Raw genomic sequence first — 24139 nt, 5'->3', positions numbered from 1 at the left:
TGAGGACAAATGACCTCCAACGATCAGGGCGGCGACCATCGGGACGATGACGTCACCGTCATTCCATGTCCTTCAGGGCCGCTATTGGTACGCGGGCCGATTTCGGTGATCAAGCCCGATGGTACCGCCTATTCGCCCCGGCGGCGCACGGTCGCATTCTGTCGATGCGGCCGGTCCACCATCGCCCCGATGTGTGACGGCTCGCACAAAGTGCGGACCCGCCCCGGACGGTGACCGAGGCGACGGACGGACCGATTCAGAACCAGTTCGGTTCCATGACCGCGGTGGTGTCGTCGAGAGACGCGAGCAGGGCCGTCCACGGTCCGGTCTGCGGGAGTTCGTGGGCGAAGAAGTAGCGCGTGGCCATCCTCTTGCCGTCGTAGAAGTCGCCGGACCGGTCTTCGCACGCGAGATACTGGTCGAGCCAGAGCCAGGCGACCACCACGTGACCGAAGGCCTCCAGGTACACCGAGGAGTTCGCCAGTGCCGTAGCGGGATCACCGTCCGCCCACAGGGTCCCCGTCACTTCGACCACCCGCCGCCAGGCGTCGTCGAGACCGTCGGCGAACGCCGACGCGGTGCCGCCGCGACCGCGGGCGGCGTCGGCGGTCGCGGAGATACGCGCGCCGAGCAGGCTCAGCCCCCTGCCGCCCCGCATGATCACTTTGCGGCCGAGCAGGTCGAGCCCCTGAACGCCGTGCGTGCCTTCGTGGATCGGATTGAGGCGGTTGTCGCGGTAGTGCTGTTCGACGTCGTAGTCGCGGGTGTAGCCGTAACCGCCGTGCACCTGGATCGCCAGATCGTTGGCCTTCAGACACCACTGCGACGGCCAGCTCTTGGCTATCGGTGTCAGGACGTCGAGCAGCAACTCCAGGTCGGCTGCGGTCTCCGCGTCGGCGGCGGTGTCCAAGTCGTCGACGAGTTTCGCGCAGTACAGGCCCAGTGCCAGACCGCCTTCGACGTAGGCCTTCTGTGCCAGCAGCATGCGGCGGACGTCCGGGTGCGCGATGATCGGGACCGGCGGCGCGGCCGGATCTTTGGCGCCGATCGGGCGGCCCTGGGTGCGCCCGGCCGCGTAGTCGACGGCCTTGAGATATCCCACGTACCCGAGTGCGGTCGCCAGGAAGCCGACGCCGATCCGCGCCTCGTTCATCATGTGGAACATGTACGAGAGCCCGCGGTGCTCCTCACCGACGAGATAGCCGACCGCGCCGGCCTCGCCGCCCGGTCGATGGGTGCCGTCACCGAGGGCCAACGCCGTATTGACGGTGCCGCGATTGCCCATCTTGTGGTTCAGCCCGGTGAGCGTGACATCGTTGCGCTCGCCGCGGCCGCCGTCGTCGCCGGGCAGGTACTTCGGCACGATGAACAGCGAGATGCTGTGCACACCGGGCTTGCCGCCCGGCGTCTTGGCCAACACCAGGTGGACGATGTTCTCCGACAGTTCGTGATCGCCTCCGGAGATCCACATCTTCGATCCGACGACCCGGTAGGTGCCGTCCGGCCTGCGTTCGGCGCGGGTGGTGATGTCGGCCAGCGAGGATCCGGCCTGGGGTTCGGACAGGCACATGGTGCCGAACCAGCGTCCTTCGAGCATGGGCCGGACGAAGGTGTCGATCTGTTGAGGCGTGCCGTACTCGGCCAGAAGTGCCGCGTTGGCCGCGGTGAGCAGCGCGTACGACGAGGTTCCGGCGTTGGCGGCCTGCAGCCAGGCCATCGAGGCCCGCGCGAGGGTGGTCGGCAACTGCATGCCGCCGACCTCGTGGTCGAACGGTCCGGCGATCAGCCCGGATTCGGCATACGCCGCCAGTGCGCGCTGGACGTCCGGGATCATCTCGACCGTGCCGTCCGGACGCATCGTCGGCTCGGAGGCGTCGGCGAGCCGGTTGTGGGGGATGAAGTACTTGTCGGCGAGGTCGGCCGTGAGGTCGAGGACGCCGTCGAAAGTCTCTCGGGAATGATCGGCGAACCGTTCGCGGGCGGTCAGGGATTCGACGTCGAGCCACTCATAGAGCAGGAAGTCGAGGTCGCGGCGAGAGAGAGCGTGCGTCATGGGAGGGTTCCGATCGGTCGGGGGCCGGGCGACGTACGGCTCGGGGCCCCGTCACTCCGTCTGGCGTCATGTACTATGCAAACGCATAGAAACTATGCATACGCATATTTCAGGACTGTGTGCGCCGTGTCAATCCCGACCGGAGACAGGAGAGTTCGATGACCGCCACCGCACCCGGTCCGGCCGACGGTGTACCGGGTTCGAAAGCCGCCGCACGGATCCGGCGGGCGGCCTGCGAGGTGTTCGCGGCGAAGGGCTACGGCCTGGCCACCACCCGTGAGATCGCTGCGAGTCTTGGCATGAGTCCCGGCGCGGTGTATCCCCACTACAAGACCAAGGAGTCGCTGCTCTTCGCGATAGCGACGGAAGGCCATCGGGCGGTTCTGGACGCGCTGCTCGCTGCGGACGATCCGGCGCGGTCGCCGACCGAACGGCTCCGGGCCGCCATCGCGTCGTTCGTGAGGTGGCATGCGGAGAACCGGGCGATCGCTCGCGTCATCCAGTACGAACTGCGGGCGCTGACCGACGATCACTTCGAACTGATCGCCGGTCTGCGACGCGCGACCACGAGAGTGTTCACCGAGATCGCCGAAGCCGGCGCCGCCTCGGGCGAGTTCTCCTTCGGTGACGTCTCGACCGTGACGCTCGCTCTGACGTCCCTCGGGATCGACGTGAGCCGATGGTTTCCCGTCAGGAATCACGCCGACGCGGACGATCTCGCCGACGACTACGCGGAGATCGCGCTACGGATCGTGGGTGCCCGGGCGGCACGGTAGTCGCGGGTGAGGCTCAGCTCAATCGGTCGCGAATCTTCTGGAAACTCGTCGCCAGGACGTTCAACTCGGCGGGACTGAGCACGTCGATCATCGTCTCGCGGACTTCGTCGACGTGCGCCGGGGCGGCGTCGACCAGCTTGGCCAGACCGGCGGGGGTCAGATGCGCCCAGGCTCCGCGGCGGTCGTCGACGCACGGGATTCGCTCCACCCACCCCTTGTCGACCAGGCGGTTCATCGCTCGGGTGACGGTGCTTCGCGACGTGGCGACAGCGTCTGCGACACCGCTCATCCGCAGTTGGCGGCCGGGCGCTTCGGAGAGGGCGACGAGCAGTGAGAAGTCGGTCAGCGACAGCTGTGCGTCCCGGACGAGCTGATGGTCGAGCGTATTCATCAACAGCCGGGTCGCGTCGAGGTAGGCGCGCCATGCCGCCTGTTCCTCGTCGGAGAGCCATCGTGGAGAGTTCATACGTCGACCTTACCGAATTAGTTGATTATGCAATTACTGGCCCTGTCGGCATCAGGCGGTCAGTGCCAGGTAGGGCGCGAGGGCGAGGAGGGCCGCCGTCAGGGCCATCTTCAGCACGCGCGTCGGCAGGGCCTGCGCGACGCGCCATCCCACCAGCACTCCCGCGAGTTCGGGAACGCCGATCAGGGCCGCGAGCGGCCAATCGATCGCCCCTTGCGCCGCGTATCCGACCGACCCGACGACCGCGATGACGATCGACTGGACCTGGGCGGCCGCGAGCGACTCCAGCACTCGGACGCCGCAGGCGATCAGCAGCGGCACGGTGAGCATCGGACCGCCGATCCCGACGATGCCGCTGAACACCGCGACGGTGAACCCGAGCAGTGCCACCACGGCGACGTGCGGATGGCGGTCGCTCGCGGCGTCGGCCCCGAGATACTCGCGCACCCAGATCGACACCGCGGCCACAGCCACCAGGACGGCTAGAACGATACCGAATACCCGTTGGGACACAAGGGAATTGACCCACACTCCGATCGGCGTGCCGATCAGCGCGGTACCGCCGAGCGCGAGTGCGGTGCGACGCGTCGCGGGTCTGCGGAGCTCGCCCGAACGCCGGTAGGCCGCCGTGCCCGCCACACCCGTCGCCACGTGTGTGACGATGGCGGTCCCCGCGACGGTCGGTGCCGCCAGACCGGTGAGCGCGAAGAGCCCGATGGTCGGGAGTACTCCGCCCGGTCCGAGCGCCGTGATCCCCACTCCGCCGACGAATCCGATGACTGCGAGCGCGATCAGGACGGGGACAGCCATTCCGGACAGAGTCAACACCTCGAGGAAGAGATCGGGCTTCGGACCACCGACAGGGTAGTGCCCGTCGAGTGGACCCGAGCGCCGGGGTCACGCGCCGCGTGCGGCCATCACGGCGAGCAGTTCGTACACGATGTGCGCGGCGGCGATTCCGGTGATCTCGGCGTGGTCGTAGGCCGGCGCGACCTCCACGACGTCGGCACCGAGCACGTCCAGACCGGCGAGCGAACGCAGGGTGGACAGCAGTTCCCGCGAGGTGAGTCCACCCGCTTCGGGCGTTCCGGTGCCCGGCGCGTGCGCGGGATCGAGGACGTCGATGTCCACGGAGACGTACACCGGACCCGCGCCGATGCGGTCGAGCAGGAGACCGGACACTGCGGCGACGCCGCCGGCTTCGTACTCGTCGGCGGCGATCACCCGGAATCCGAGCCGTGCGTCCTCGTCGAGATCTCGTGGCGAGTACAGCGGGCCGCGGGTCCCGATGTGCACGGAGCGGTCCACATCGATCAGGCCCTCCTCGCTCGCGCGGCGGAACGGTGTGCCGTGCGTGTAGGCCTCGCCGAAGTAGGTGTCCCACGTGTCCAGATGAGCGTCGAAGTGCACCACCGCCACGGGGCCGACGTCGCGCGCCACCGCCCGCAGAATCGGGAGCGCGACGGTGTGGTCGCCGCCGAGAGTGATCACCCGCAGGTCTTGCGCGCGCAGTTCCGACACCGCGGCGTCGAGCTCGGTGAGCGCTGAGGCGATGTCGAACGGATTCAGCGTGGCGTCGCCGGCGTCCACCACCTGCAGCGTGTCGAAGGGCGATACGCCCAGTCCCGGGTGGAACGGCCGGAGCAGCTTCGAGGAGGCACGGATGTGCGCCGGCCCGAACCGCGCGCCCGGCCGGTACGACGTCCCCGCGTCGAAGGGCGCTCCGAGAATCGCGATGCCGTCGCGTCTGGCCTCCGGCGGCACCTGATCGAGTCGGGGGAGTCTGGCGAAGGTCGTCGGTCCGGCGAATCTCGGAATCACCGTCGAATCCACCGGACCGATCGGCTCTCCGGCCTCCGAGTGCTCCGGACGCGAACTCGCTGAATCCGACATCGCGTCCACCTCCCGTCGCGACTGTCCAGTCCTGATCGTCCAGCCCTGATTGTCCTCTGTGTGCTCGGCATCGCGACCCGATCACCGGAAGCGCCGCGTCCCGCCTCCCGATTCTGGTGAGATGGAAGGTGGCCTCGTCCACAGAGAGATCGCCGTCGAACAGCAGCGAGGAGCCACCAGTGAACGACACGTCCAGCACCGCACCCACCGTCACCGACCGACTGCGCCGACTGCCGTTGCGGCTCGCGACCGGCGCCTTCATCCTCAACTCGGGAATCGGGAAGCTCTCCCTCGACGACGAAGCAGCCGCCGGTCTCCAAGGCATGGCGGCCAACGCGTTCCCGGCGGTCCGGCAGGTGCGGCCGGGACTGTTCGGCAAAGCGCTCGCCGTCGCTGAGATCGGCGTCGGATCGGCGCTGCTGGCGCCGTGGGTGCCGACCGCGGTGGCGGGCGCGGCGCTCACCGCGTTCAGTTCCGGCTTGCTGACGATGTACGTGCGGACGCCCGGGATGCACGAGGACGGGTCGCTGCGACCGACACAGCAGGGGATACCGGTCGCGAAGGATTCGTGGATGCTGGGTATCGGCACCAGTCTGCTCATCGACGCGGCGCTGTCGGGCGGGATGCGCACTCGCCGTACGTGCTGCCGGACCGCGGAGCCCGCGGACTCCGCCGAGTAGCCCCGCCACGGCGGCGGCCGGTTCACCACCTGTCCTCATTCACGCGGCGGCGGGGGAGGCGCACGATGCGAGCTGCACTGTTTCAGGGTCCGGCGTCGACCGGCTTGCCGGCCGCGTCGTCGGAGGTCGCCGCGGTGGCCGTCGCCGCGCAGGAGGCCGGCGCGAGCATCCTCGTCTGTTCCGAGCTGACGCTCACCGGATACCGGAGTCCCCTGGCGCCCGAGCCGCGGCCCGAGGGAACCGGGCGCGGACCGATCGGCCGGCTGATGACCGAAACCGCTCACGCATGCGACCTGGCGATCGCCTACGGGTACGCCGAGCGCGGACGCGGCGGCGAGGTGTTCGACTCGGCGGCGGTGGTGGGTCGCGACGGCACCCTGCGCGCGCACTACCGAAAGACGCACCTGTACCGGCCCGCTGTCGGGACGCCGGCCGGCTCCGCGCCCGACGACACTCCGTTCACCGCGGGCGATCGGCTGGTGGAGCAGTTCGCCTTCGGCGGGCTGACCTGCGGAATCCTCGTCTGCTACGACGTCGAGTTCCCGGAGGCCGCGCGTGCGCACGCCCTCGCGGGTACCGACTGGCTTCTGGTGCCGACAGCGCTCGCGCAGCCCGACGATCACGTGGCCACCACGCTCGTTCCGGCGCGGGCGATCGAGAATCAGATGTTCCTCACCTACGTGAACCGGGTGGGCGCGGTCTCGGATGCCGAGGGTGCCGGTGCGGCCGTCCGGTACTGCGGTCGGTCGTGCGCGATCGCACCGGACGGCGTCGAGCTGGCCCGTGCCGGCGAGGGCGCCGAACTGCTGCTGGTGGATCTGGAGCCGGAGCGTCTGGAGCGTTCGCGCCGCCATAATCACTACCTGCGCGATCGTCGCGCCGACCTGTACGGGGCGAGCGATCCGCGTCGGCGTCCCGATCCGCACGACGCCGGGAGGCGATCGCGGTGAGCATCCCGGTCGCACCGGAGGGCGGAACCCCGCTGTCGATGATCGGACCCGACTTCCCCTTCCCGTACGACCTCTTCCGTGCGCACCCCGCCGGGATCGGTGCGGTTCCCGCAGAAGCCCTCGGGACGCAGGTCGCCGTGATCGGCGGCGGGCTGTCGGGCGTCATCGTGGCGCGTGAGCTCACTCGGATGGGCCTGCGGCCGGTGCTGTACGAGCCCGACCGGATCGGCGGCCGTATGCGGTCGGCGTCGTTCGACGGTCATCCCGGAGCGGTCGCTGAGCTGGGCGCCATGCGGTTTCCACCGTCCTCCACCGCGCTGTTCGGCTATTTCGACGAAGCAGGCGTGGGCACTGTGCCGTTCCCGAATCCGTTGGCGCCGTCTACGCCGGACACGGTCATCGACCTCAAGGGCGTCACCGTTCACGGGCGATCGCTGGACGATCTGCCGCCGGTGTTCGGCCGTGTCGCCCGCGGCTGGGAGGCCGCACTCGAGGCGGGCGCCGGCCTCGGTGCGCTGCGATCGGCGATCCGGGCACGGGACGCCGCGGCCGTGGCGGCGCTGTGGCACCCGCTCGTGGAGCGCTACGACGACACCACCTTCTACCGTTTCCTCGTCGACTCCGCACAACTGCGGTCGTTCGCGGACCGAGAGTTGTTCGGTCAAGTGGGTTTCGGTACCGGCGGGTGGGACACCGACTTCTCCAATTCGATCCTCGAGGTGCTGCGGGTGGTCGCGACGGCGGCCGACGAGGACCATCGGGGCGTGGTCGGCGGGGCGCAGCAGGTGCCCGTCCGGTTGTGGTCGGCGGCGGTTCCCGGTGCCGCGCACTGGCCGGCGGGCACGTCGCCGGCGTCGTTGAACGGCGGTCGCCCGCGCCCGGCCGCGGTCGAGATGCGGCGCACGCATCCCCACCGGATCACCGTCACCGATGCCGGCGGCGGCATCGCCGACTATCCGGCGGTGGTGTACACGGCGCCACTGTGGCTGCTTCTGAGCACCGTCAAATGCGACGAGTCACTGTTCGCCGCCGAGCATTGGAGTGCCATCGAGCGGACTCACTACATGGGTTCCAGCAAAGTGTTCGTGCTGGTGGACCGGCCCTTCTGGCGTGAGCTGGATACGTCGACCGGGTATCCGCGGATGAGCATGACGCTCACCGATCGCATGCCCCGAGGCGTGTACCTGTTCGACGGTCCGCTCGCCGGGAGCGGGGAGCCGGAGTCCTCCGACGGTCCCGCGGTGATCTGCCTGTCGTACACGTGGGCCGACGACTCGCTGAAGCTGATCCCGCTCGACGCCTCCGAGCGGATGGATCTCATGCTCGACTCGTTGTCGTCGATCTATCCCGATCTCGACATCCGCAGTCATGTGATCGCGCCACCGCTCACGATCTCCTGGGAGGTGGAGCGGAACTTCATGGGTGCGTTCCGCGCGAATCTGCCCGGTCACTACCGTTATCAGGAACGGCTGTTCACGCACTTCGTCCAGGAGGGGTTCGCGCCCGGTCATCGCGGTGTCTTCCTCGCCGGCGACGACGTCGCGTGGACGGCGGGATGGGCGGAGGGCGCGGTGCAGACCGCGCTCAACGCCGTGTGGGGCGTGATGCACCACCTCGGTGGGCGGTGTGATCGTCGCAATCCCGGGCCGGGGGACAGGTTCGCCGAGTTGGCACCGATCCGCCTGCCCGATGTCACGTGACCGCGTGGCCACGCGATCGGCAGACCGGAGGAACATGATGAAGGAACCGAGTAGAACCGCACTCGCGACCGCATACGCCCGCGCCTATCACCAGGTGGCCGACAGCCCGCGGATCCTCGACGATCCCTTCGCCGTGCGTCTGATCGGAAGCTCTGGCGAGGCACTGAGCCGCGCGGCCGAGGACGGGCGACTGCCCGTCGCGGCCACCGATCGGCGGCGACGATTGTTCTTCGCGGCCCGCGCCCGATTCGCGGAGGACCGGGTCGCGGCCGCGGCAGCCCGGGGTGTCGGTCAAGTTGTCGTGCTGGGGGCGGGACTCGACACCTTCGGGTACCGCAATACGAATCCCGGCCTGCACGTCTTCGAGGTCGATCACCCGGCCACCCAGGAATGGAAGCGGGAGCGGCTCGCTGAAGCGGAGATCGACGTGCCGGCGACGACGACGCTCGTTCCGGTCGACTTCGAAACCGACGATCTCGCGGAGTCGCTGGCGTCGGCCGGGTTCCGGCGAGACGCGGCGGCGGTGTTCGTCTGGCTCGGCGTGGTCTACTACCTGACACCGGAGGCCGCGCGATCGACGCTGGAGTACGTCGCCGGCCAGACACCGTCGACGGAAGTCATTCTCGACTATCTCGAGCCGGCGACCGACGACGCACAACGCGCACGGATGCAGGCACGGGCGGAGCGGGTGGCCGCCGTGGGCGAGCCGTGGTTCAACTTCTACGACCGTGACGACCTCGGCGCGCTGCTGCGCGATCTGCGTTTCCACGACGTGGAGGATCTGTCCGCCGCCGAGCTGATCGGGACCTACACGGGCCGGACGACCGAGGCGACGAGCCCGAGTCGGATCCTCTGGGCTCGCGGGTGACAGGTACGGCGACGCACTACGCCGTCAGTGGTTTCGTACGATCGCCGGCCCGTCGACGGGTTCCCTCCATGCGCCGTGTCGCTTCGCTCCCTTGGCTTACTCGAAGTGCCTGGGTTCAGGACGATCCGTTCCCTTCGTAGAAATCGAGGTTGTCGCGGTCGTCCGACGAGCGGAGACGTCGAGGACCCGCTGGATCCAGATCAGCGGGGTAGAATGGTGGTAGCGGCAATGGATCCTGCCGAGGCGACGCCCAGAGCGTCCGCCTGAACCGCCGACCCGGCTGATGGACCCTGGGACTCCACCGAGGAGGGGAGCGACAGGTGAACATTGTCATTGGCTACGACGCCCACGCGAACAGCAAAGCGGCCGTCGTATTCGGGGCGCGGCTGGCGCGTGCTCTGCATTCGCAGATCCGCGTCGTCCATGTAGTGGATTTCGGCGACCTGCCGTTCGATCCCGACGAGCCCGACTACGAGGTCGAAACCGATCAGCACCTCGAGGAGCACCGGCGGGTGGTCGCCGAACTCCTGGGTCGTGACGCCGACGACTGGACTTACACGACCGCACGCGGAGAGACCGCCCAGGTTCTCACCAGTGAGGCGCAGTCGTGCGGGGCGACGATGATCGTCGTCGGACGCCCTCATCACGGACTCGGAGCGATGCTCGACCACAGTCTGAGCGGGGCGGTGTTCAAGGGGCTGACGAATCGCGGCAACTGCCCGGTCCTCATCGTTCCCGAGGGATGGGAGTCTCAGCCCGTGCCGGGTGAGGGACTGGCGGCTTGAGGGACGCGATCGTGCCGGCCGATGACGGCCAGCAGGGCCAGTTTGTCGTAGCTTTCGCTGCCCGGCGATGCGGTGTAGACGAGAAGTGAGTGTGTCTGAACGGGATCGTGGAGAATCTGGCAATTGAGTTCGAGCAATCCGACTTCCGGATGCAGGAGGCGTTTCACCTCGTGCGGTGCGACGCCGACTTCGTGACGCTCCCAGAGCCTGCGGAACTCCTCGCAGCGGGCCCGGAGTTCGTCGGAGACCTGTGCGGCTCGTGACTCCGGTCCCCGAACCGCCACCACGCCGCGCAGGTTGGAGACGTACATCCGCGAGTAGAAGTCGTGGTCGTCGGGAGGATAGAGCTCCCGGGACACCGGCTCGGTGAACCATCGGTATGCTGCGCTGCGTGAGAGACCGGTACGTCCACTGAGGTCTCCGACGAGTGCCGCGCTCAGCGGAGTCTGCCGCAGCGTCTCACCGAGTTCTCCGACGATCTCCGCCGGCGTGTCGGCCAGGCGATCGAAGATTCGCAGCATCCCGGGACTGATGTGATCGGTGGAAGAGCCCCGCGGCGGCGGTTGATGTCCGGCGAGCCGGAACAGGTGATCGCGCTCCGCCCGGGTGAGATGCAGGCCCAGCGCGATCGACGCGGTCATCTGCTCCGACGGCTGCGGGCCCTGCGCGCGCTCGAGCCGTGAGTAGTAGTCGGCCGACATGTGGCACAGAACGGCAACTTCCTCGCGCCGGAGGCCCGCGGTGCGCCGGCGACGTCCGCGCGGCAGGCCGACGTCCTCGGGCGCGAGGGCTTCCCGGCGCGTGCGCAGGAACTCGCCGAGTGCGTCGCGATCGGTCATGTGTTTCATTGTGGCGCGGACGTGCCGTGGTTATCCACGGATCGTCATGCCGTGGATAACGGGCTTCCCGCCGGCCAGACTCGAATCAGAGGGTGTTGGCCTCACTCGGCGGTTGAATAGGAGTCATCGGCATGGATCGCGAACGTTACGACATCGCTATCGGTGATCTCTCGGGGCGACGAGCCGTCGTCACCGGGGCGAGTGACGGAATGGGCCTCGGAATCGCCACTGAATTGGCGGGCGCGGGCGCCGAAGTGATCATGCCGGTCCGCAACCCGCGAAAAGGTGCGGCCGCCTTAGCGACGATTCGATCCCGTGTACCGGCGGCGGCTGTGTCTCTGCGGGAGCTCGAACTGTCATCGCTCGACTCCGTCGCGGCGCTCGGCGCGGCCTTGATGGAGGAGGGCGAGCCGATTCATGTGCTGATCAACAATGCGGGAGTCATGACGCCGCCGTCTCGGCAAGTGACCGCCGACGGCAACGAACTGCAATTCGGAACAAATCATCTGGGCCACTTCGCACTCGTCGGACGTCTGCTGCCGCTGCTGCGCGCGGGGTCCGCCCGCGTGACGACGCAGTCGAGCGTCGCAGCTCGCAGGGGCACCATCAACTGGGCCGATCTGAACTGGGAGCGTGGGTACGACGGAATGCGTGCCTACCGTCAGTCGAAGATCGCGTGTGCGCTGTTCGGCCTCGAACTCGATAGACGTAGTTCCGCGGCGTCATGGGGTATCACGAGCAACGTGTCGCATCCCGGTGTCGCTCCCACTGCCTTGCTCGCGGCCAGACCGGAACTCGGACGCCGGCGGGATACGCGTTCGGTGCGCATGATTCGCTGGCTCTCGGCGCACAGCCTGATCGTCGGCACTGTGGAGAGCGCCAAGCTTCCGGCGCTTATGGCGGCGACCGCACCCGACGCGGTCGGCGGCCGCTTGTACGGTCCTCAGTGGCCCGGCCGACTCGGCGGTCCGCCGGGCCGACAGAATCTGTGGAAGACGTTGCGCACCGACGACGCGGCACGACTCTGGACCGTGTCCCAAGAGATGACGGGCGTCAGGTTCGAATGACGCGGCGTTGGCACCGAGACCGTTCCGGCCGTCGCCGCAGACGAGCCCGACAGAACCGAGGGTCGGAGTTAAGGTGCTGTGATGACACCATCGTGGCCCGAACTCGTCGGACGGAACATCGGGGCTGCGATGGTGCCAGTCGCCGGGCGCATGACGAGTACGACACCGAACGACACCGACGTCCTCGATTTCTGGTCCGGTGGAGCCGGACGTTGGCGTGTGGAGCGAGACGGCGAGGTCCAGTACATCAGCGATGGCCGCCGCACGTTCTACCGTGACAGCAACGGCGCGGCAGTGGAACTCAGCGGCCGCGGTATCCGAATGCCGTGGCTGACGACTCACATAAGCCCGATCGACCTCGTGGGGCAATTCGGAGTCCTCCACCAGATGACGCGAGACGTCATCGCACTCACCACGCCGGTGCCCGTCCGCTGCGATGGGCGGCCGGCGTGGTCGACCCTGCTAGGCCGACCCGGTGCCACGGAGCGAGAGCGGCTCACGATCACGATCGACGACCGGTCGGGTTTGATTGTCGGACTGTCCTCGGGGCGAGGCTTCGCTCACCGTGACGAGCCTGTCGAGCGGTCCGGTGGACGATGGCGCATTCGCCTGGCCGTGGCCGGGCAATCCGCACGTGGAGGAAGTGATCTCCGACAGACAGCGGACGATCGATCGTTCGGCGATCCTGGAAGCGATCACGTTGGCTCTCGACCGCCGTACGGAGGTACTCGCCGCCATCGCATCGTCAACAGTGGTCGACGATGCACGGACGGCCGTCGCGGGGCTGCTGGGAACCGACGAGGTCGGAACTGACGCGGTACTGGCGATGCAGTTGCGTAAATTTACCCGGTTCGAGCGAGAAAAGATCAGAGACGAGGCGGAAAACCTCCGCGCCCTCCTCGACAACGCGAATGATGCAACCAATGGCTAGATGCCCGGAAAACGTGAAGCCCTACGACGCCCGGACCGAGCTCACGCTCTACAGAGATGAGAACATTGCCGTCTGGATGGACTCAGTGTACGTCTACCTCGACTCGTTCGAGTTCTCGGTCTCAGTGCGCAAGCGAAGGTGGCATCCGCCAACGTCGACTCCCCAGTCCGGGCGATATCCGCGTGTGGTTCGCCTGACCGTTCTATGGGAATACAAGAGCGATCATTCGTTCTCGACGGAAATCTAATTGTAGAAGATTCGAAGCACGCCATCGAGTTGTGGCCTTCCGAAGGTGCGTCTCCCGACCTCAAGTCGCGAGCCGTGAATTACCCGGTAGAGATCGAACCTGCGAGTTGGTTCGGGACCCGAGTACCAGCGGGGCCAACTATCGCCGCAACCACCATCGGCGACTTCCTGGTCGGCGAGGATGGAGGCTGGGTTCGAGCTGAACTGCACGCGGCGAGCACTTTACGGAGTCGATCGTGGCGACGACACCCGTCCGACTGGCATAGACCGCAAGTGCGAGAGGGATGATCCACCAAGCGGCCCCAGGCGGCGAGCACTTGCTGATGCATGACCGGGGGCGAGGTCAGGCGGCGTCGATGCTGACGGTGAGGCGGGCGCCGCAGGCGCGGGCGAGGCGCTCGAGAAAGTTGACGGTGGGAGTGCGGGAACCGTTCTCGACGGCGGCGACGGAGCTTTGAGTGGTGCCCATCCGTTCTGCGAGCTGGGCTTGGGTGAGTCCGGCGTCGATTCGAGCCTGGTAGGCGATTCCTGCTAGCTCCATCACGACTCCGGCGGTTTCGTATGCCTGGTCGTAGACCTCACGCTCGGCGGCGGTGAGGTCGGCGAGCGCCGCCTGCTTGTACTCGGTGTAGTTGGTCATGATTTCCCTTCCTTCTCCTGATCCCGGCGGCGCAGCACACTGCGGGCTCGCTGGACTTCTTTGCGCTCGTTGTTGCGCTGCTTGCGGAACGTCGTCAACGTGATCACGCGGCGCTCAGGCTGGATGGTGTAGGCGATTCGCTGGTTGACTTGATCACAGCGAAACCGGAGTTCCCAGAGATTCTCGTCGAGCTTGCGACTGTGCGGCATTCGGAGCATGGCACCTTCGACGGCCAGGAGGTCGAGTGCCCGGAACGCCTGTGCCCGTCCCTTCACTGTGAGCCCGTCGAGCCAACTGCGCACCTCTTCACTCAGCTCAATCTGCCACGTCGATCCCCGCTCGATTCCCACCCTCCGAGTATACCGGGAGAGATATATAGCATCAACGGAATAATCAGCAACTGGCGTGCAAGCGTTCGGGGCGAGTTCGGTGTGTATCGGGTAGCCGCCTTCGCGGGTCAATGGCGGCGTGACCGGTCGTGTGGCCTCAGCGATGCACCTTGGCAAGAACGAACCGGACGGTCCACGACGCTGCGAAGTGGTGCTCGCATCGTGGTGGAGGCGGGAGTATTGCAGCGTGTATTGCCCTCGCGCGACCCAATCCTGAGACCTACGAGCGGTCGGGTCACGAGGACGGCGCAGCGGCCCAGGTGCGGCGGCCCGCGCGTCTGGTCATCGTCACAGTGACGATAAACTATGGGACCGCGAACCATGCTTTGGCCAACTGCTTTGATCGAACTGGCCAACTAGGATTGCCGAAAGCTGAGGTTTCCAACAAGCAGACCCAGCTCAATCGGTTAAGTACTTCTCAACAATTGCCAGTTGTGTGCAAAACGCGCTGAACTGTCGTCGACTGGCGAGTTGCATATATGGACATGGAACCCGAGCCGATAAGATACATTATGTCAAGTTGAATCCGGCAGCCCATACGACACGAGTCAACATCCGGCTTGGCACTTACGGGTCGGACTTCGAAGCCGAGTGGACCTCCAAGACCCTCCTGCCCATCTTCTTTCGGGAGGTCGTACGACGGCTGGTCCATTAAGCCACGCGATGCCCGCTTGCACAACGCCCATGGCGGCTACGCTGGCCGCATGCGGGTGTCCCGATTGAACGACCTCGGGCTGGTTATCGGGCCGGCACTGTTCGCACTGTCGCCGGCATTCTGGAAGGACGGACACTACGGCGCTGTCGGCGGCATGCTGATCGCAGTGTCGACCGTGCCGTGGGTGTTCGGACTCATCGGCCAGTACGACCGGGTACGCTCGCGACTTCCTCTGGCGGCCGGACTGTGGCTCCTGCTGGTGCTGATCGGCATGTTCGGGACAGTCGCGTTCGGGTTGCAGGGGTTCTTCGAGGACGTGTTCGGAGTCGACGACGCATCCGCTCTCGCGGCATTCGACGGCTACCCGGCGGCTGGTACGGTGATGTTCCTACTGGCGGGACCGACGTTCCCGCTCGCACTCCTGCTACTCGGAATGATGTTGTGGCACACGAGACTGTCGCCCCGAGCGTGTTCAGGACTGCTCGTGATCGCCGCGATCGCGTTCCCGATCGCACGGGTGTCTCGGGTTCCGACGATCGCGCTCACCGCCGATTTGGTCATGCTCGCTGCGTTCTGCGGCATCGCATGGTTCTCCTGGTCACAGCCGTCGATGACCGAGCATCGCGCTACTTAGACGAACGTCTCATGACGGACAGCGACCGGGTCAGCGTCCGTGCGGAACCAGCCCCGTGACTTCAGCGAGTCTGTCGACAATCGCACCCAGACCGTCGCCTGTACGCAGATTCTGCTGATCGACCGCGCTGGCGCGGGGGTCGCTCCCCTGTCCCGGGATCCGCCCGACGGCTCGGACGGCGTCGGCGACATCGCGTGCACCGTCGGGATTCGCCGGCGCACGGTTGGAGAGCCTGTCGGCGGCGTACCGGGCGACCTCGTCGGCCAACTGCTGCGCCGCATCGACGGCCGGTAACCAGGCCGCGGCCACGGCGTCGCTCGGCGGTGGCTCAGCCAGCGCTCGGTGGAGCCGAGCGCTCAGCTCGGTGAGTGAGGCGGCGGCCGCGCGGCGAGCACGGACAACGCCGTCGTGCCGTCGTCCGACAGGACCCGCATCGTCACGCGGAATCGGAGTTCCGGAATAGGTCAGTTCGGTCGCGATGGATCCCATCGCTTCGGCGAAGACCTGGTGCACCCACACTCTCCTGGAGTGCGGCCAGAGAAGGTAGCCGAAGACGATGACAACAGCTCCGCCGATGGCGGTCGCCGCGATGCGTTGTGCAGAGTAGTTGTCCTGTTCTGCGGGAGTGATCGCGGCGACGAGAAGAATCACCACCGGCGTGATGGCGACTGCCTGTAGAGAGTACGAGCACATCATCAGCCACGGAATGAACGCGGAGATCAGCAGGATGGCGATGCCGAAGCCGACGCCCTTCGGTACCAGCACGATGATCACGGTGGCAACGCCGGCACCGATGAGAGTCCCGATGATACGCAGGATCGCGCGCGAGAACACCGAACCGAAGTCCGGTTTCATCACGAGACAGACCGTCAGCGGCACCCAGAACCAGTGACTGAACGGGAAGTACCACTTGGCCCCGACGGCGATACCGAAGCACAGTGCCAGCCTGACCGCAGCGCGGATCACCTCGGAATCGATCGTCGCCGAGACCGGCGTGACCAGGCGACGCGGCTCTGTGCGCTGCGCTGCGGTGCGGTCAGCGCGTCCTGCAACCGGTCGATGCGCAGCGTGAGCGCCGACGCGCCGTCGGTGCGCACCGGCACCGGTGTCGAGATCGACTCGTGGCGGGTGATGCCGTCGGCAAACGCTTCGAGGCGTCGCGCAGCGGCCTCCGCGACGTCCGGGTCCTCTTCGCCGACCAGAAGAGCCTGAACCCCCTCCGCTGCGTCGAGGACGTCGTCAGTGAGCGACCACCACCTCGTGCGCCGGCGCAGCGGGAGTTCCGCAAGTCGGTCACGCGCGGCATAGTAGGCGGCGTCGGTGCGGATACGTGCATCCGTGGTCTGCGCGCCCCCGACCAGCAGATCGCCGTGCCGAGCCCGGGCGAGTTCCGCCAGAGCTTCCAAGAGCGGTTGTAGCCCTTTGCGCTGCGGTCGGTCTGGGACGATCAGCGCCTCCAGCCCGAGCAGTACGGCATAGAGCGCTGCGCCGGCGCAGTACAGCCCCAGCGGCACCCACCAATTGTGAATCCCGTCGACACCGATCGCGATCGAAGAGGTGAGCAAGAACTGCATTCCGCCCACCGAGAAAGCAGGCCCGAGTCCTGCCAGCAGACCCATCAGGAGTGCGAGCATCGCCATGAGGACGGCGAGCGCGACGAGTGGCATGTCCTGCGAGTATCCGAGGATGTATCCGGCCGCCGCGATCGGTGTCGATACCGCGATGATCGTGAAGTTCAGCCGGTAGGTTCCTTCGCGCTCGCCCGCTGCGAGAAGCAGACAGGCCAGACCGATCCACATCCCGGTGACGATGTGGTCGGTGAGCGCTCCGGCGATGAACGGCACGCCGACCGCCGCTCCGGACCGGATCGCATGTCCCACGGGGAATTCCGCCGGACGAACGCGTACGGTTTCGCGCATCCAGGACCATCGAGGATCGTCGGCGAGCGAACGCATCGGGGACAGCACCGGGACTCCTTGTGCCGAGCAGCACGGGGTGTGAACTGACTCTATCGGTGGTGTCAGACCCTTCAGTGCCATGGCGGACTCCGTTCCGTGCCGAGACGAAGTCCAAGCGAATTCAGAGCAGAGGAGAAGACATGTACGGCCGTCAATCGCGCGCAGTGGTTCTGTCGGGGTGCTCGGGTGGAGGCAAATCCACCGTGCTCGAGCATCTGGCGGCTCACGGATACCGCACAGTCGACGAGCCCGGTCGCCGAATCGTCCGGCAAGAACTCCGCACCGGCGGGCACGCCTTGCCGTGGGAGGACGCAGACCGGTTCGCGCGAGCGTGCATCGACCTCGCGCGCTGGGATTGCGAGGACGTCGTCGCCGACCGGTGGACCTTCTTCGATCGCGGGCTGGTCGACGCCGACACCGCGTTGCGTCACTACGCGGGCCGATCAGCGTGTTCGATCGAGGAGTTGCAGAGCTATCACGCGCGGGTGTTCATGACACCGCCATGGCCAGAGCTGTACGCAGCGGACGACGAACGGCAGTTGGGGCTCGACGAGGCAGTCAGTGAATACGGCCGTCTACTGCGCAGGTACGACGAACTCGGTTACAGCGTCACCGTCCTGCCGAAAGTGGGCGTCGCCGAGCGCGCCGAGTTGATTCTCGCTGAGCTCGGTCTGCGTGGTTGATCGGTCGGCCCGGCCGGAGCTTCCGGGGAGCGCTCACCCGACTTGCCCACAGTATCGATGGACGTCAATATCGAAGTATGTCGAATCAGTCAACGGCCGCCGTCGCGACCGGAACGATGCAGCGGTGCTCCCCTCTCGTCCGCGAGCCGCTTTGCGTCGAGGACGCCGGCGAGGTGTCGTCGGTGTTCAAGGCGCTCGCCGACCCGATACGGTTGCGCCTCTTCAGCTTGATCGCCAGCCACGCCGGCGGCGAAGCGTGCGTCTGTGACATCTCCCCCGCCGTCGATGTCGCGCAGCCGACGATCTCGCATCACCTCAAGGTGCTCAAGGCGGCCGGCCTCGTGGCATCCGAGCGCCGCGCCTCCTGGGTGTACTACCGCGTCGTCCCCGAAGCGCTGGCGACGCTTACCGCGGTCCTCTCTCCGGTGGACCAGCCCACCGGCGCCCCGTGCGCGTCATGACCGGCACCTCTACGGAACCGGTGGCCGCACGGCTCTCCGGACTCGATCGCTTTCTGCCGATCTGGATCGGGGCGGCCATGGCCGCGGGGTTGTTGCTCGGCCGCGCGGTCCCGGGGCTCGGCACGGTTATCGAGAAGATACAGATCGACGGCGTGTCCCTGCCGATCGCTGTCGGACTGCTGATCATGATGTATCCGGTGCTGGCCAAGGTCCGCTACGACCGGCTCGACACCGTGACCGGCGATCGCAAGCTCCTCGTCGCCTCGCTGCTCCTCAACTGGGTGGCCGGGCCGGCGTTGATGTTCGCCCTCGCGTGGCTGATGCTGCCCGACCTCCCCGAATACCGCACCGGCCTGATCATCGTCGGCCTGGCGCGCTGCATCGCCATGGTGATCATCTGGAACGACCTCGCGTGCGGCGACCGCGAAGCCGCCGCGGTCCTGGTCGCGATCAACTCGGTGTTCCAAGTGGTCATGTTCGCTGTGCTCGGTTGGTTCTATCTGTCGGTCCTACCCGGCTGGCTCGGACTGCCGCAGACGCGAATCGACAGCTCGCCGTGGCAGATCGCTCAATCGGTTCTGGTATTCCTCGGCATCCCGCTGGTGGCCGGCTACCTCTCTCGCCGGATCGGCGAACGCCGACGAGGTCGTCAGTGGTACGAGGAGTCCTTTCTCCCGAAGGCCGGACCGTGGGCTCTCTACGGTCTGCTGTTCACGATCGTGATCCTCTTCGCCCTCCAAGGCGACCAGATCACCTCCAAGCCGTGGGACGTCGCTCGGATCGCCCTGCCGCTGCTGGCCTACTTCGCGATCATGTGGGGCGGCGGCTACCTTCTCGGCGCGGCCATGCGACTGGGGTACGCGCGGACCACCACTCTGGCCTTCACCGCGGCAGGCAACAATTTCGAGCTCGCCATCGCGGTGGCCATCGGCACGTACGGCGCCACATCGGGCCAAGCTCTTGCGGGCGTCGTCGGCCCGCTGATCGAGGTCCCGGTCCTCGTAGCGCTCGTGTACGTGTCTCTCGCACTGCGCAGACGGTTCGCCGCCGACGCTCCCGGGGACGGAGACGAAGCCGAAAACGCTTGAGGCCCCGGCTGTTCCGAGACCGGAACAGCCGGGGCGCCGAGCCTCACACCACGGTCAGTGCTTGTGGAGGGTTCCGCTGATCTCGTTCGGTGTCACGTCGAGCGACGCCTCGGCACTCACCGTGCCGGTGGACAACGACACCCGCTTGATCGTCTTCGTCGCGGGATCGGTCACATAGGCGGTGTCGTCACGGACGAACAGGGACGGCCGCGGCTCCTGCCAGTCCATCGGTTCCTGCCACTTGCCGACGACCGGAATCGACTTGACGTTCGCGCCGGAGACGACGTCGAAGACATGCAGATGTCCGTCGGTGCCCAGGATCAGAGCTTCGCCGCCGGGTCCACGGCCGAGCGAGCGGAAGCTGTAACTGGCGCCGCCCGGCATCTGGACCAACCGCTGCTTCTGGGCAGCGGTATCGATCAGAGCGAACTGCGTGGGGAATTCGCGCTCGGCATCCGGGTCGGTCTTGTAGTCGCCGACGAGCACCGGCGACGCGTCGCTGCCGACCTGAGTGGACGTGGCGCCGTACTCCGGATCGACGGAGGGCACCTTCACGAACGCGCCGTTCTTGAACAGGAGGACCCCGTCCTTGCAGCCGAGCCCGACCACCTCCCCGGACGCCACCGCCTCGCCGTGGACTCCCGGGCACTGATCACTGTGAGCGATCTGTCTGCCCTGCGCGTCGACGGCCCGCGCTCCGCGCCGGTTCTCCTCGTCGCCCACCGAGGCGACGATAGTCCCGTCGGTGAGTTCCACGGCGACGCCGTGATGCGGACTCGCACTCGTGTATTCGCGTGTGGTCGGTGCGCCGTCCGACAGTTCGTGCGGATCGAACGAGAGCGCCGACCCCGTGGAGTCGGTGAACAGCACGGTCTTACCGCCGTGCAGCACGACGTGACCCGGCTTCTCCCCGGGATAGACGAGATCGGTCAATTCGGCATGGGAGGCGTCCATCACCGTGAACCCCTTCTCGTCGGAGACGATGAGATGGTCGTCGTCTCCCGCCGGATTGACGCGAGTGAATCCGTCCATCGGAACCTTGCTCACCACGTCGAGGCTGGTGCCGTCGAGGAGCGCGATGCCTCCGTCGTAGGTGACGGCGATCGGTTCGGCGACTTCGGTTCCGTCGGGAGGCGTGCTCGACGACGCCGACTCGTCATCGGCCGACGAGCACGCGGTCATCGTGAGGGCGGCCGCGGCCGCCAGCGTGAGCACTACCCTGCTGTGCCGCACCCACTCTCGGTTGCTGAGCATCATTCACTGTCACCTTTCATTCACATGGGTGTCCGTCGAGGCCCGGGACGGGTCAACGCGACAGACCTGAACTGATACGAGAAGCGTTGGTTCGCATCATGGCGATGTAGCTGTCTGCCTCGGTGCCCCGCTCGTCGAGAGACTCCGAGTACAGCGGAACGATGGCGACCGCCGTCCGGGTCTCGGCTGCGAGGGCCTTCGCGAGGCGGTCGGGCTGGGACGTGTCGACGAAGATCGCCGACACCGCGGTGGTCCGGATGGCCGTCGCGAGCGATGCCAGGTCGGAGCTGCTCGGCGACGCGAGGGTGGTACCGCTCGGCACGACGGCGCCGATCACCTCGAAGCCGTAGCGATCAGCGAGATAGCCGAATACGTGGTGATTCGTCACCAGCTTGCGGCGATCCTGGGGAATCGCCGCGAAGAGCCCGCGCATCCACTCGTCCAGATCGTTCAGCTCCGAGAGATACGCCTCGGTGTTCGCGCTCAGCCGGGCCCGGTCGACGCCATCGATCTCCGCGAGCCGGTGCGAGACGGCACGGACCGCGTCGCGCATCCGGGTCGGGTCGGTCCAGAAGTGCGGGTCCGCGGCTCCGGAGGTCTCACCGGTGCGGAACGTGATCGGTCGGGCGGCCCCGCCGGCTTCGACGATCGGGACCCCGTCGTCGTGCGCGGCGCGCACATGATGCTCGATGCCTTCTTCCAGGCCCAGCCCGTTGTAGACGATCAGGTCCGCATTGCGCATGGCGCCCGCCTCGCGGGCCGAGACGGCGAACGAATGCGGGTCCGCGTTCGGCTTCATCAGGGTCATCACCGTCGCCTGATCACCCACCAGCCGACCGACGACGTCACCCAGAATGTTGGTGGTCGCCACCACCTGCGGCTGGTCGTCGTGCGCGATGCCGCAGCCGGTGAGCGCCACTGTCCCGAGCAGGGTCCCGATCACCGCTGCGAGCAGTGTCGCCACGAGGCGACGCGGCGGCGTCATCGACCGACCTCGACCATGAGCTCGGGCTCGACGTCGACCGGGAGGGTGCGTGTCCTGCGCAGGGAGTCGCCGTAGTCGAACTCGTGAACGGCTCGGGCCGTGGGCTCGGAGAGGTACGCCCGGCCGGTGTCGGCGGTCAGCACCTTCCCGGCCATGCCCGCAGACGCACCGGCCGTCGCGACCGGCCGCCCGGCGCCGGTTGCGGGGTCGACGGCCAGGGTGCGCAGTTCACCGTCGTCGGTGAGCACGATCAGCGTCTCGTCGCGCCCCGGGGCCAGAGCGGCGGACAGCCGGTCGGCCGAGGGCACCCACCGAAGCGACCCTGCCGAGGAGTCGAGCAGCCACGAGCCGGCCGCGGTGGCCGCGACGGCCCGGTTGCTGCGTGGCCGAACGCCGAACGCACCCGCCCGCGGTCCCCTGCGTCCGTAGTCGAGTACCTGTGCGGCGACCTCGCCGCCCCTGTCGGTGAAGAGGATGATCGCCTCGGCGCAGGACACCGCGACCGCGTTGCGCAGCAGCGCCGGGCCCTGCGGGTCGACGCAGGGCTGGGCCGGTCGGCGGGGATTTCCGTCCCGATCGGTGAAGACGACTCTTGAGGCGGGGCGGTCCGGACCGTCGCCCAAGCCCAACACCAGGCCATCTGCGTAGGGCACGGCGAAACCCGCACTGCTGCGGGTGTCGATGGTCGAGATCGGGCGCGGGGCCGAACCGTTCTCCAGACCCCGCCGGTCCAGCACGGTCACCGAGCCTCCGCGCGCGCCCACCGCGGTGATCTCGTCCGCTCCCGACACGGTCGTGACGGCCGCGGGCACGGTCAGCGTGCCGAGCGGCTTGGTCGTCGCCCGGTAGTAGTGAACGTGATCGCCGTGATCGACGGTCCAGCCGCCGCTGTCCACCACTTCCAGAGTGTCGCCGTCGATCACGTAGACGAAACGGCCGTCCTCGTCCAGACGCTGCGCCGCCGTGGTCAGGTCCACCGTCACGGTGCTCTCCTCCGCCGGGTCGAGGAAGCTCAGCTTCTTCCCGTTCCGGGCGGCGACGGCGAGTGCGATCTGGGGTTCGGACTTCTCTTTCGCTCCTTCGACGTAGCCGTGCGGGCGCTCGGTGCCGGCCAGGCCGTTCTCCGGCGCCGGTTCGTCGGCGCCGCAGCCGGCGGCCAGGATGACGGTCGACGTCGCGAGCGCCGTCATCGCTGTTCGGACTGTTCGCGTTCGGTTGGGCAAGAGTGTTCGCCTTTCATGTCGTCGGGTCGGCGATGCCACGGGCGCGCCGCAGCACCGCGCGTCCGATGGCGCGGAGTGTGAGGGTGAGGAAGAACAGGACGACCGCGGTCGCGGCGATGGTGGCACCGGCCGCCGTGGCCCGATGCCAGGAGACGAGCAGCCCGACGAAAGTGGCGAGGGCGCCGAATCCGAACGCCATGAGCATGGCCGCGGGAACCCGGCGCACGATCAGCAGTGCGGACGCCGACGGCGCCACCAGCATGCCGAAGGCCAGCAGGGTGCCGACCACGCTGAAGGCGCCCGCCATCGCAACGGCGAGTGTCAGGACCATCAGCAGATTGGTCGCGGTCGGCCGCAGACCGAGCGTGCGCGCCTTGCGGACATCGAAGGTCACCGCGAGGAATCCCCGGTAGGACAGCGTTGTCACCGCCAGGACCGCCGCGACGAGTACGCACAGCCGCACGAGGTCGCCGTCGTCGACGGCCAGCACGTCACCGAATAGGAAGCCGGTCAGGTCGGTCGCGAACGACGAGGAGTGCGAGACGATGATGACCCCGACCGCCAGCAGTCCGACGAACAGCAAGCCGATGCTCGTGTCCCGGCCGAAGTCGCGGTGGGTGCGCATGGACTCGACCCCGAGCACCATCACCACCGCGCTCGCCGCCGCGCCGACGATCAGGTCGACCCCCGTCAGCGCCGCGACCGCGACCCCGGGAAGCATGGCGTGTCCCATCGCCTCGCCGAGGAAGGTCATGCCGCGGGCGATCACCCACACCCCGACGAGTGCGCACAGCGCCGACAGCACCACGCCGGCCCACAGCGCGCGCGCCATGAACGCGACCGAGAACGGCTCCAGTATCGTTGGGATCACGCGTTAACAGTAACGGTTATCAATTTCATTAACTCGAAGGGGTC

General features: G+C 67.3%; 26 protein-coding genes. 13 read left to right on the top strand and 13 right to left on the bottom strand.

Going from position 1 to position 24139, the window contains the following annotated elements:
• Nucleotides 1-9: 9 nt before the first annotated feature.
• Nucleotides 10-234 (top strand): CDGSH iron-sulfur domain-containing protein, encoded by a 225-nt coding sequence (locus GSI01S_RS19715; RefSeq protein WP_081598062.1) that lies wholly within the window; start codon nt 10-12, stop codon nt 232-234.
• A gap of 22 nt (nt 235-256) precedes the next feature.
• On the opposite strand, the gene GSI01S_RS03590 is transcribed toward GSI01S_RS19715, so the two are convergent.
• Nucleotides 257-2053, bottom strand: coding sequence for an acyl-CoA dehydrogenase (locus tag GSI01S_RS03590; RefSeq protein WP_006895029.1), 1797 nt, complete (start codon nt 2051-2053; stop codon nt 257-259).
• A 158-nt stretch (nt 2054-2211) separates the two neighbouring features.
• On the opposite strand from GSI01S_RS03590, the gene GSI01S_RS03585 reads away from it, so the two are divergent.
• Complete coding sequence (locus GSI01S_RS03585; protein WP_006895028.1) at nt 2212-2829, top strand: TetR/AcrR family transcriptional regulator; 618 nt, start codon at nt 2212-2214, stop codon at nt 2827-2829.
• Nucleotides 2830-2842: 13 nt separating this feature from the next.
• On the opposite strand, the gene GSI01S_RS03580 is transcribed toward GSI01S_RS03585, so the two are convergent.
• From GSI01S_RS03580 to speB, 3 genes are all read right to left on the bottom strand, one after another.
• Nucleotides 2843-3295, bottom strand: coding sequence for a MarR family winged helix-turn-helix transcriptional regulator (locus GSI01S_RS03580; protein WP_006895027.1), 453 nt, complete (start codon nt 3293-3295; stop codon nt 2843-2845).
• 51 nt (nt 3296-3346) lie between these two features.
• Complete coding sequence (locus GSI01S_RS03575) at nt 3347-4105, bottom strand: sulfite exporter TauE/SafE family protein (protein WP_199502569.1); 759 nt, start codon at nt 4103-4105, stop codon at nt 3347-3349.
• A gap of 87 nt (nt 4106-4192) precedes the next feature.
• Nucleotides 4193-5188, bottom strand: a complete 996-nt coding sequence (speB, locus tag GSI01S_RS03570; RefSeq protein WP_006895025.1) for an agmatinase — start codon at nt 5186-5188, stop codon at nt 4193-4195.
• 179 nt (nt 5189-5367) lie between these two features.
• Between speB and GSI01S_RS03565 the strand changes: the two genes are divergently transcribed.
• From GSI01S_RS03565 to GSI01S_RS03545, 5 genes are all read left to right on the top strand, one after another.
• Nucleotides 5368-5868: a hypothetical protein gene (locus tag GSI01S_RS03565; protein WP_006895024.1), complete on the top strand. Its 501-nt coding sequence runs from the start codon at nt 5368-5370 to the stop codon at nt 5866-5868.
• A gap of 65 nt (nt 5869-5933) precedes the next feature.
• Complete coding sequence (locus tag GSI01S_RS03560) at nt 5934-6818, top strand: nitrilase-related carbon-nitrogen hydrolase (protein ID WP_006895023.1); 885 nt, start codon at nt 5934-5936, stop codon at nt 6816-6818.
• Nucleotides 6815-8518, top strand: a complete 1704-nt coding sequence (locus GSI01S_RS03555; RefSeq protein ID WP_006895022.1) for a flavin monoamine oxidase family protein — start codon at nt 6815-6817, stop codon at nt 8516-8518. The genes GSI01S_RS03560 and GSI01S_RS03555 overlap by 4 nt, the downstream gene beginning before the upstream one ends.
• Before the next feature lie 37 nt (nt 8519-8555).
• On the top strand, nt 8556-9386 hold the full coding sequence (locus tag GSI01S_RS03550; RefSeq protein WP_006895021.1) for a class I SAM-dependent methyltransferase: 831 nt from the start codon (nt 8556-8558) through the stop codon (nt 9384-9386).
• A gap of 320 nt (nt 9387-9706) precedes the next feature.
• Nucleotides 9707-10171, top strand: a complete 465-nt coding sequence (locus GSI01S_RS03545) for a universal stress protein (protein WP_006895020.1) — start codon at nt 9707-9709, stop codon at nt 10169-10171.
• Here the strand turns inward: GSI01S_RS03545 and GSI01S_RS03540 are convergent.
• Nucleotides 10138-11010, bottom strand: a complete 873-nt coding sequence (locus GSI01S_RS03540; RefSeq protein WP_006895019.1) for a helix-turn-helix transcriptional regulator — start codon at nt 11008-11010, stop codon at nt 10138-10140. The two genes, GSI01S_RS03545 and GSI01S_RS03540, sit on opposite strands and share 34 nt — an antisense overlap.
• A 131-nt stretch (nt 11011-11141) precedes the next feature.
• On the opposite strand from GSI01S_RS03540, the gene GSI01S_RS03535 reads away from it, so the two are divergent.
• Nucleotides 11142-12077, top strand: a complete 936-nt coding sequence (locus GSI01S_RS03535) for an SDR family oxidoreductase (protein ID WP_006895018.1) — start codon at nt 11142-11144, stop codon at nt 12075-12077.
• Between the two features lie 565 nt (nt 12078-12642).
• On the top strand, nt 12643-13008 hold the full coding sequence (locus GSI01S_RS03530) for a hypothetical protein (protein WP_039866843.1): 366 nt from the start codon (nt 12643-12645) through the stop codon (nt 13006-13008).
• Nucleotides 13009-13597: 589 nt separating this feature from the next.
• Here the strand turns inward: GSI01S_RS03530 and GSI01S_RS03520 are convergent.
• Nucleotides 13598-13894: a helix-turn-helix domain-containing protein gene (locus GSI01S_RS03520; protein WP_006895015.1), complete on the bottom strand. Its 297-nt coding sequence runs from the start codon at nt 13892-13894 to the stop codon at nt 13598-13600.
• On the bottom strand, nt 13891-14244 hold the full coding sequence (locus GSI01S_RS03515; RefSeq protein ID WP_006895014.1) for a type II toxin-antitoxin system RelE/ParE family toxin: 354 nt from the start codon (nt 14242-14244) through the stop codon (nt 13891-13893). The genes GSI01S_RS03520 and GSI01S_RS03515 overlap by 4 nt, the downstream gene beginning before the upstream one ends.
• 743 nt (nt 14245-14987) lie before the next feature.
• Between GSI01S_RS03515 and GSI01S_RS03510 the strand changes: the two genes are divergently transcribed.
• On the top strand, nt 14988-15572 hold the full coding sequence (locus GSI01S_RS03510; protein WP_006895013.1) for a hypothetical protein: 585 nt from the start codon (nt 14988-14990) through the stop codon (nt 15570-15572).
• A gap of 30 nt (nt 15573-15602) precedes the next feature.
• Here GSI01S_RS03510 and GSI01S_RS03505 read toward each other — a convergent pair whose 3' ends face one another.
• Together GSI01S_RS03505 and GSI01S_RS03500 are read right to left on the bottom strand one after the other, a co-directional pair.
• On the bottom strand, nt 15603-16538 hold the full coding sequence (locus GSI01S_RS03505) for an FUSC family protein (RefSeq protein WP_006895011.1): 936 nt from the start codon (nt 16536-16538) through the stop codon (nt 15603-15605).
• Nucleotides 16535-17452 (bottom strand): FUSC family membrane protein, encoded by a 918-nt coding sequence (locus tag GSI01S_RS03500; protein ID WP_157225302.1) that lies wholly within the window; start codon nt 17450-17452, stop codon nt 16535-16537. Before GSI01S_RS03500 ends, GSI01S_RS03505 begins: the two co-directional genes overlap by 4 nt.
• 218 nt (nt 17453-17670) lie before the next feature.
• Here GSI01S_RS03500 and GSI01S_RS03495 point away from each other — a divergent pair, with 218 nt between their 5' ends.
• The 3 genes from GSI01S_RS03495 (at nt 17671) to arsB (ending at nt 19762) form a co-directional block, all read left to right on the top strand.
• A complete protein-coding gene (locus GSI01S_RS03495; RefSeq protein ID WP_006895008.1) occupies nt 17671-18213 on the top strand; it encodes an AAA family ATPase in 543 nt (180 codons plus the stop codon).
• Between the two features lie 77 nt (nt 18214-18290).
• Nucleotides 18291-18674, top strand: a complete 384-nt coding sequence (locus GSI01S_RS03490; protein ID WP_039866836.1) for an ArsR/SmtB family transcription factor — start codon at nt 18291-18293, stop codon at nt 18672-18674.
• Entirely contained in the window at nt 18671-19762 is a 1092-nt protein-coding gene (gene arsB, locus GSI01S_RS03485) for an ACR3 family arsenite efflux transporter (RefSeq protein WP_039866870.1), read from the top strand. Before GSI01S_RS03490 ends, arsB begins: the two co-directional genes overlap by 4 nt.
• Before the next feature lie 54 nt (nt 19763-19816).
• Here arsB and aztD read toward each other — a convergent pair whose 3' ends face one another.
• The 4 genes from aztD to aztB are packed head-to-tail and all read right to left on the bottom strand — an operon-like array spanning nt 19817 to nt 24095.
• On the bottom strand, nt 19817-21019 hold the full coding sequence (gene aztD / locus GSI01S_RS03480) for a zinc metallochaperone AztD (protein ID WP_006895005.1): 1203 nt from the start codon (nt 21017-21019) through the stop codon (nt 19817-19819).
• Between the two features lie 49 nt (nt 21020-21068).
• Nucleotides 21069-22001 (bottom strand): zinc ABC transporter substrate-binding protein AztC, encoded by a 933-nt coding sequence (gene aztC / locus GSI01S_RS03475; protein ID WP_006895004.1) that lies wholly within the window; start codon nt 21999-22001, stop codon nt 21069-21071.
• Nucleotides 21998-23191 (bottom strand): hypothetical protein, encoded by a 1194-nt coding sequence (locus GSI01S_RS03470; RefSeq protein WP_006895003.1) that lies wholly within the window; start codon nt 23189-23191, stop codon nt 21998-22000. The genes aztC and GSI01S_RS03470 overlap by 4 nt, the downstream gene beginning before the upstream one ends.
• Before the next feature lie 46 nt (nt 23192-23237).
• Nucleotides 23238-24095 carry a zinc ABC transporter permease AztB gene (gene aztB / locus GSI01S_RS03465; RefSeq protein WP_006895002.1) on the bottom strand — a complete coding sequence of 286 codons (858 nt, stop codon included), beginning with the start codon at nt 24093-24095 and terminating at the stop codon, nt 23238-23240.
• Between the last annotated feature and the right edge of the window lie 44 nt (nt 24096-24139).

Source organism: Gordonia sihwensis NBRC 108236 (assembly GCF_000333035.1).
Lineage (GTDB): Bacteria > Actinomycetota > Actinomycetes > Mycobacteriales > Mycobacteriaceae > Gordonia > Gordonia sihwensis.
Note: the sequence above shows the minus strand (reverse complement) of the source record. Positions and strands in the feature narration are given on the sequence as shown.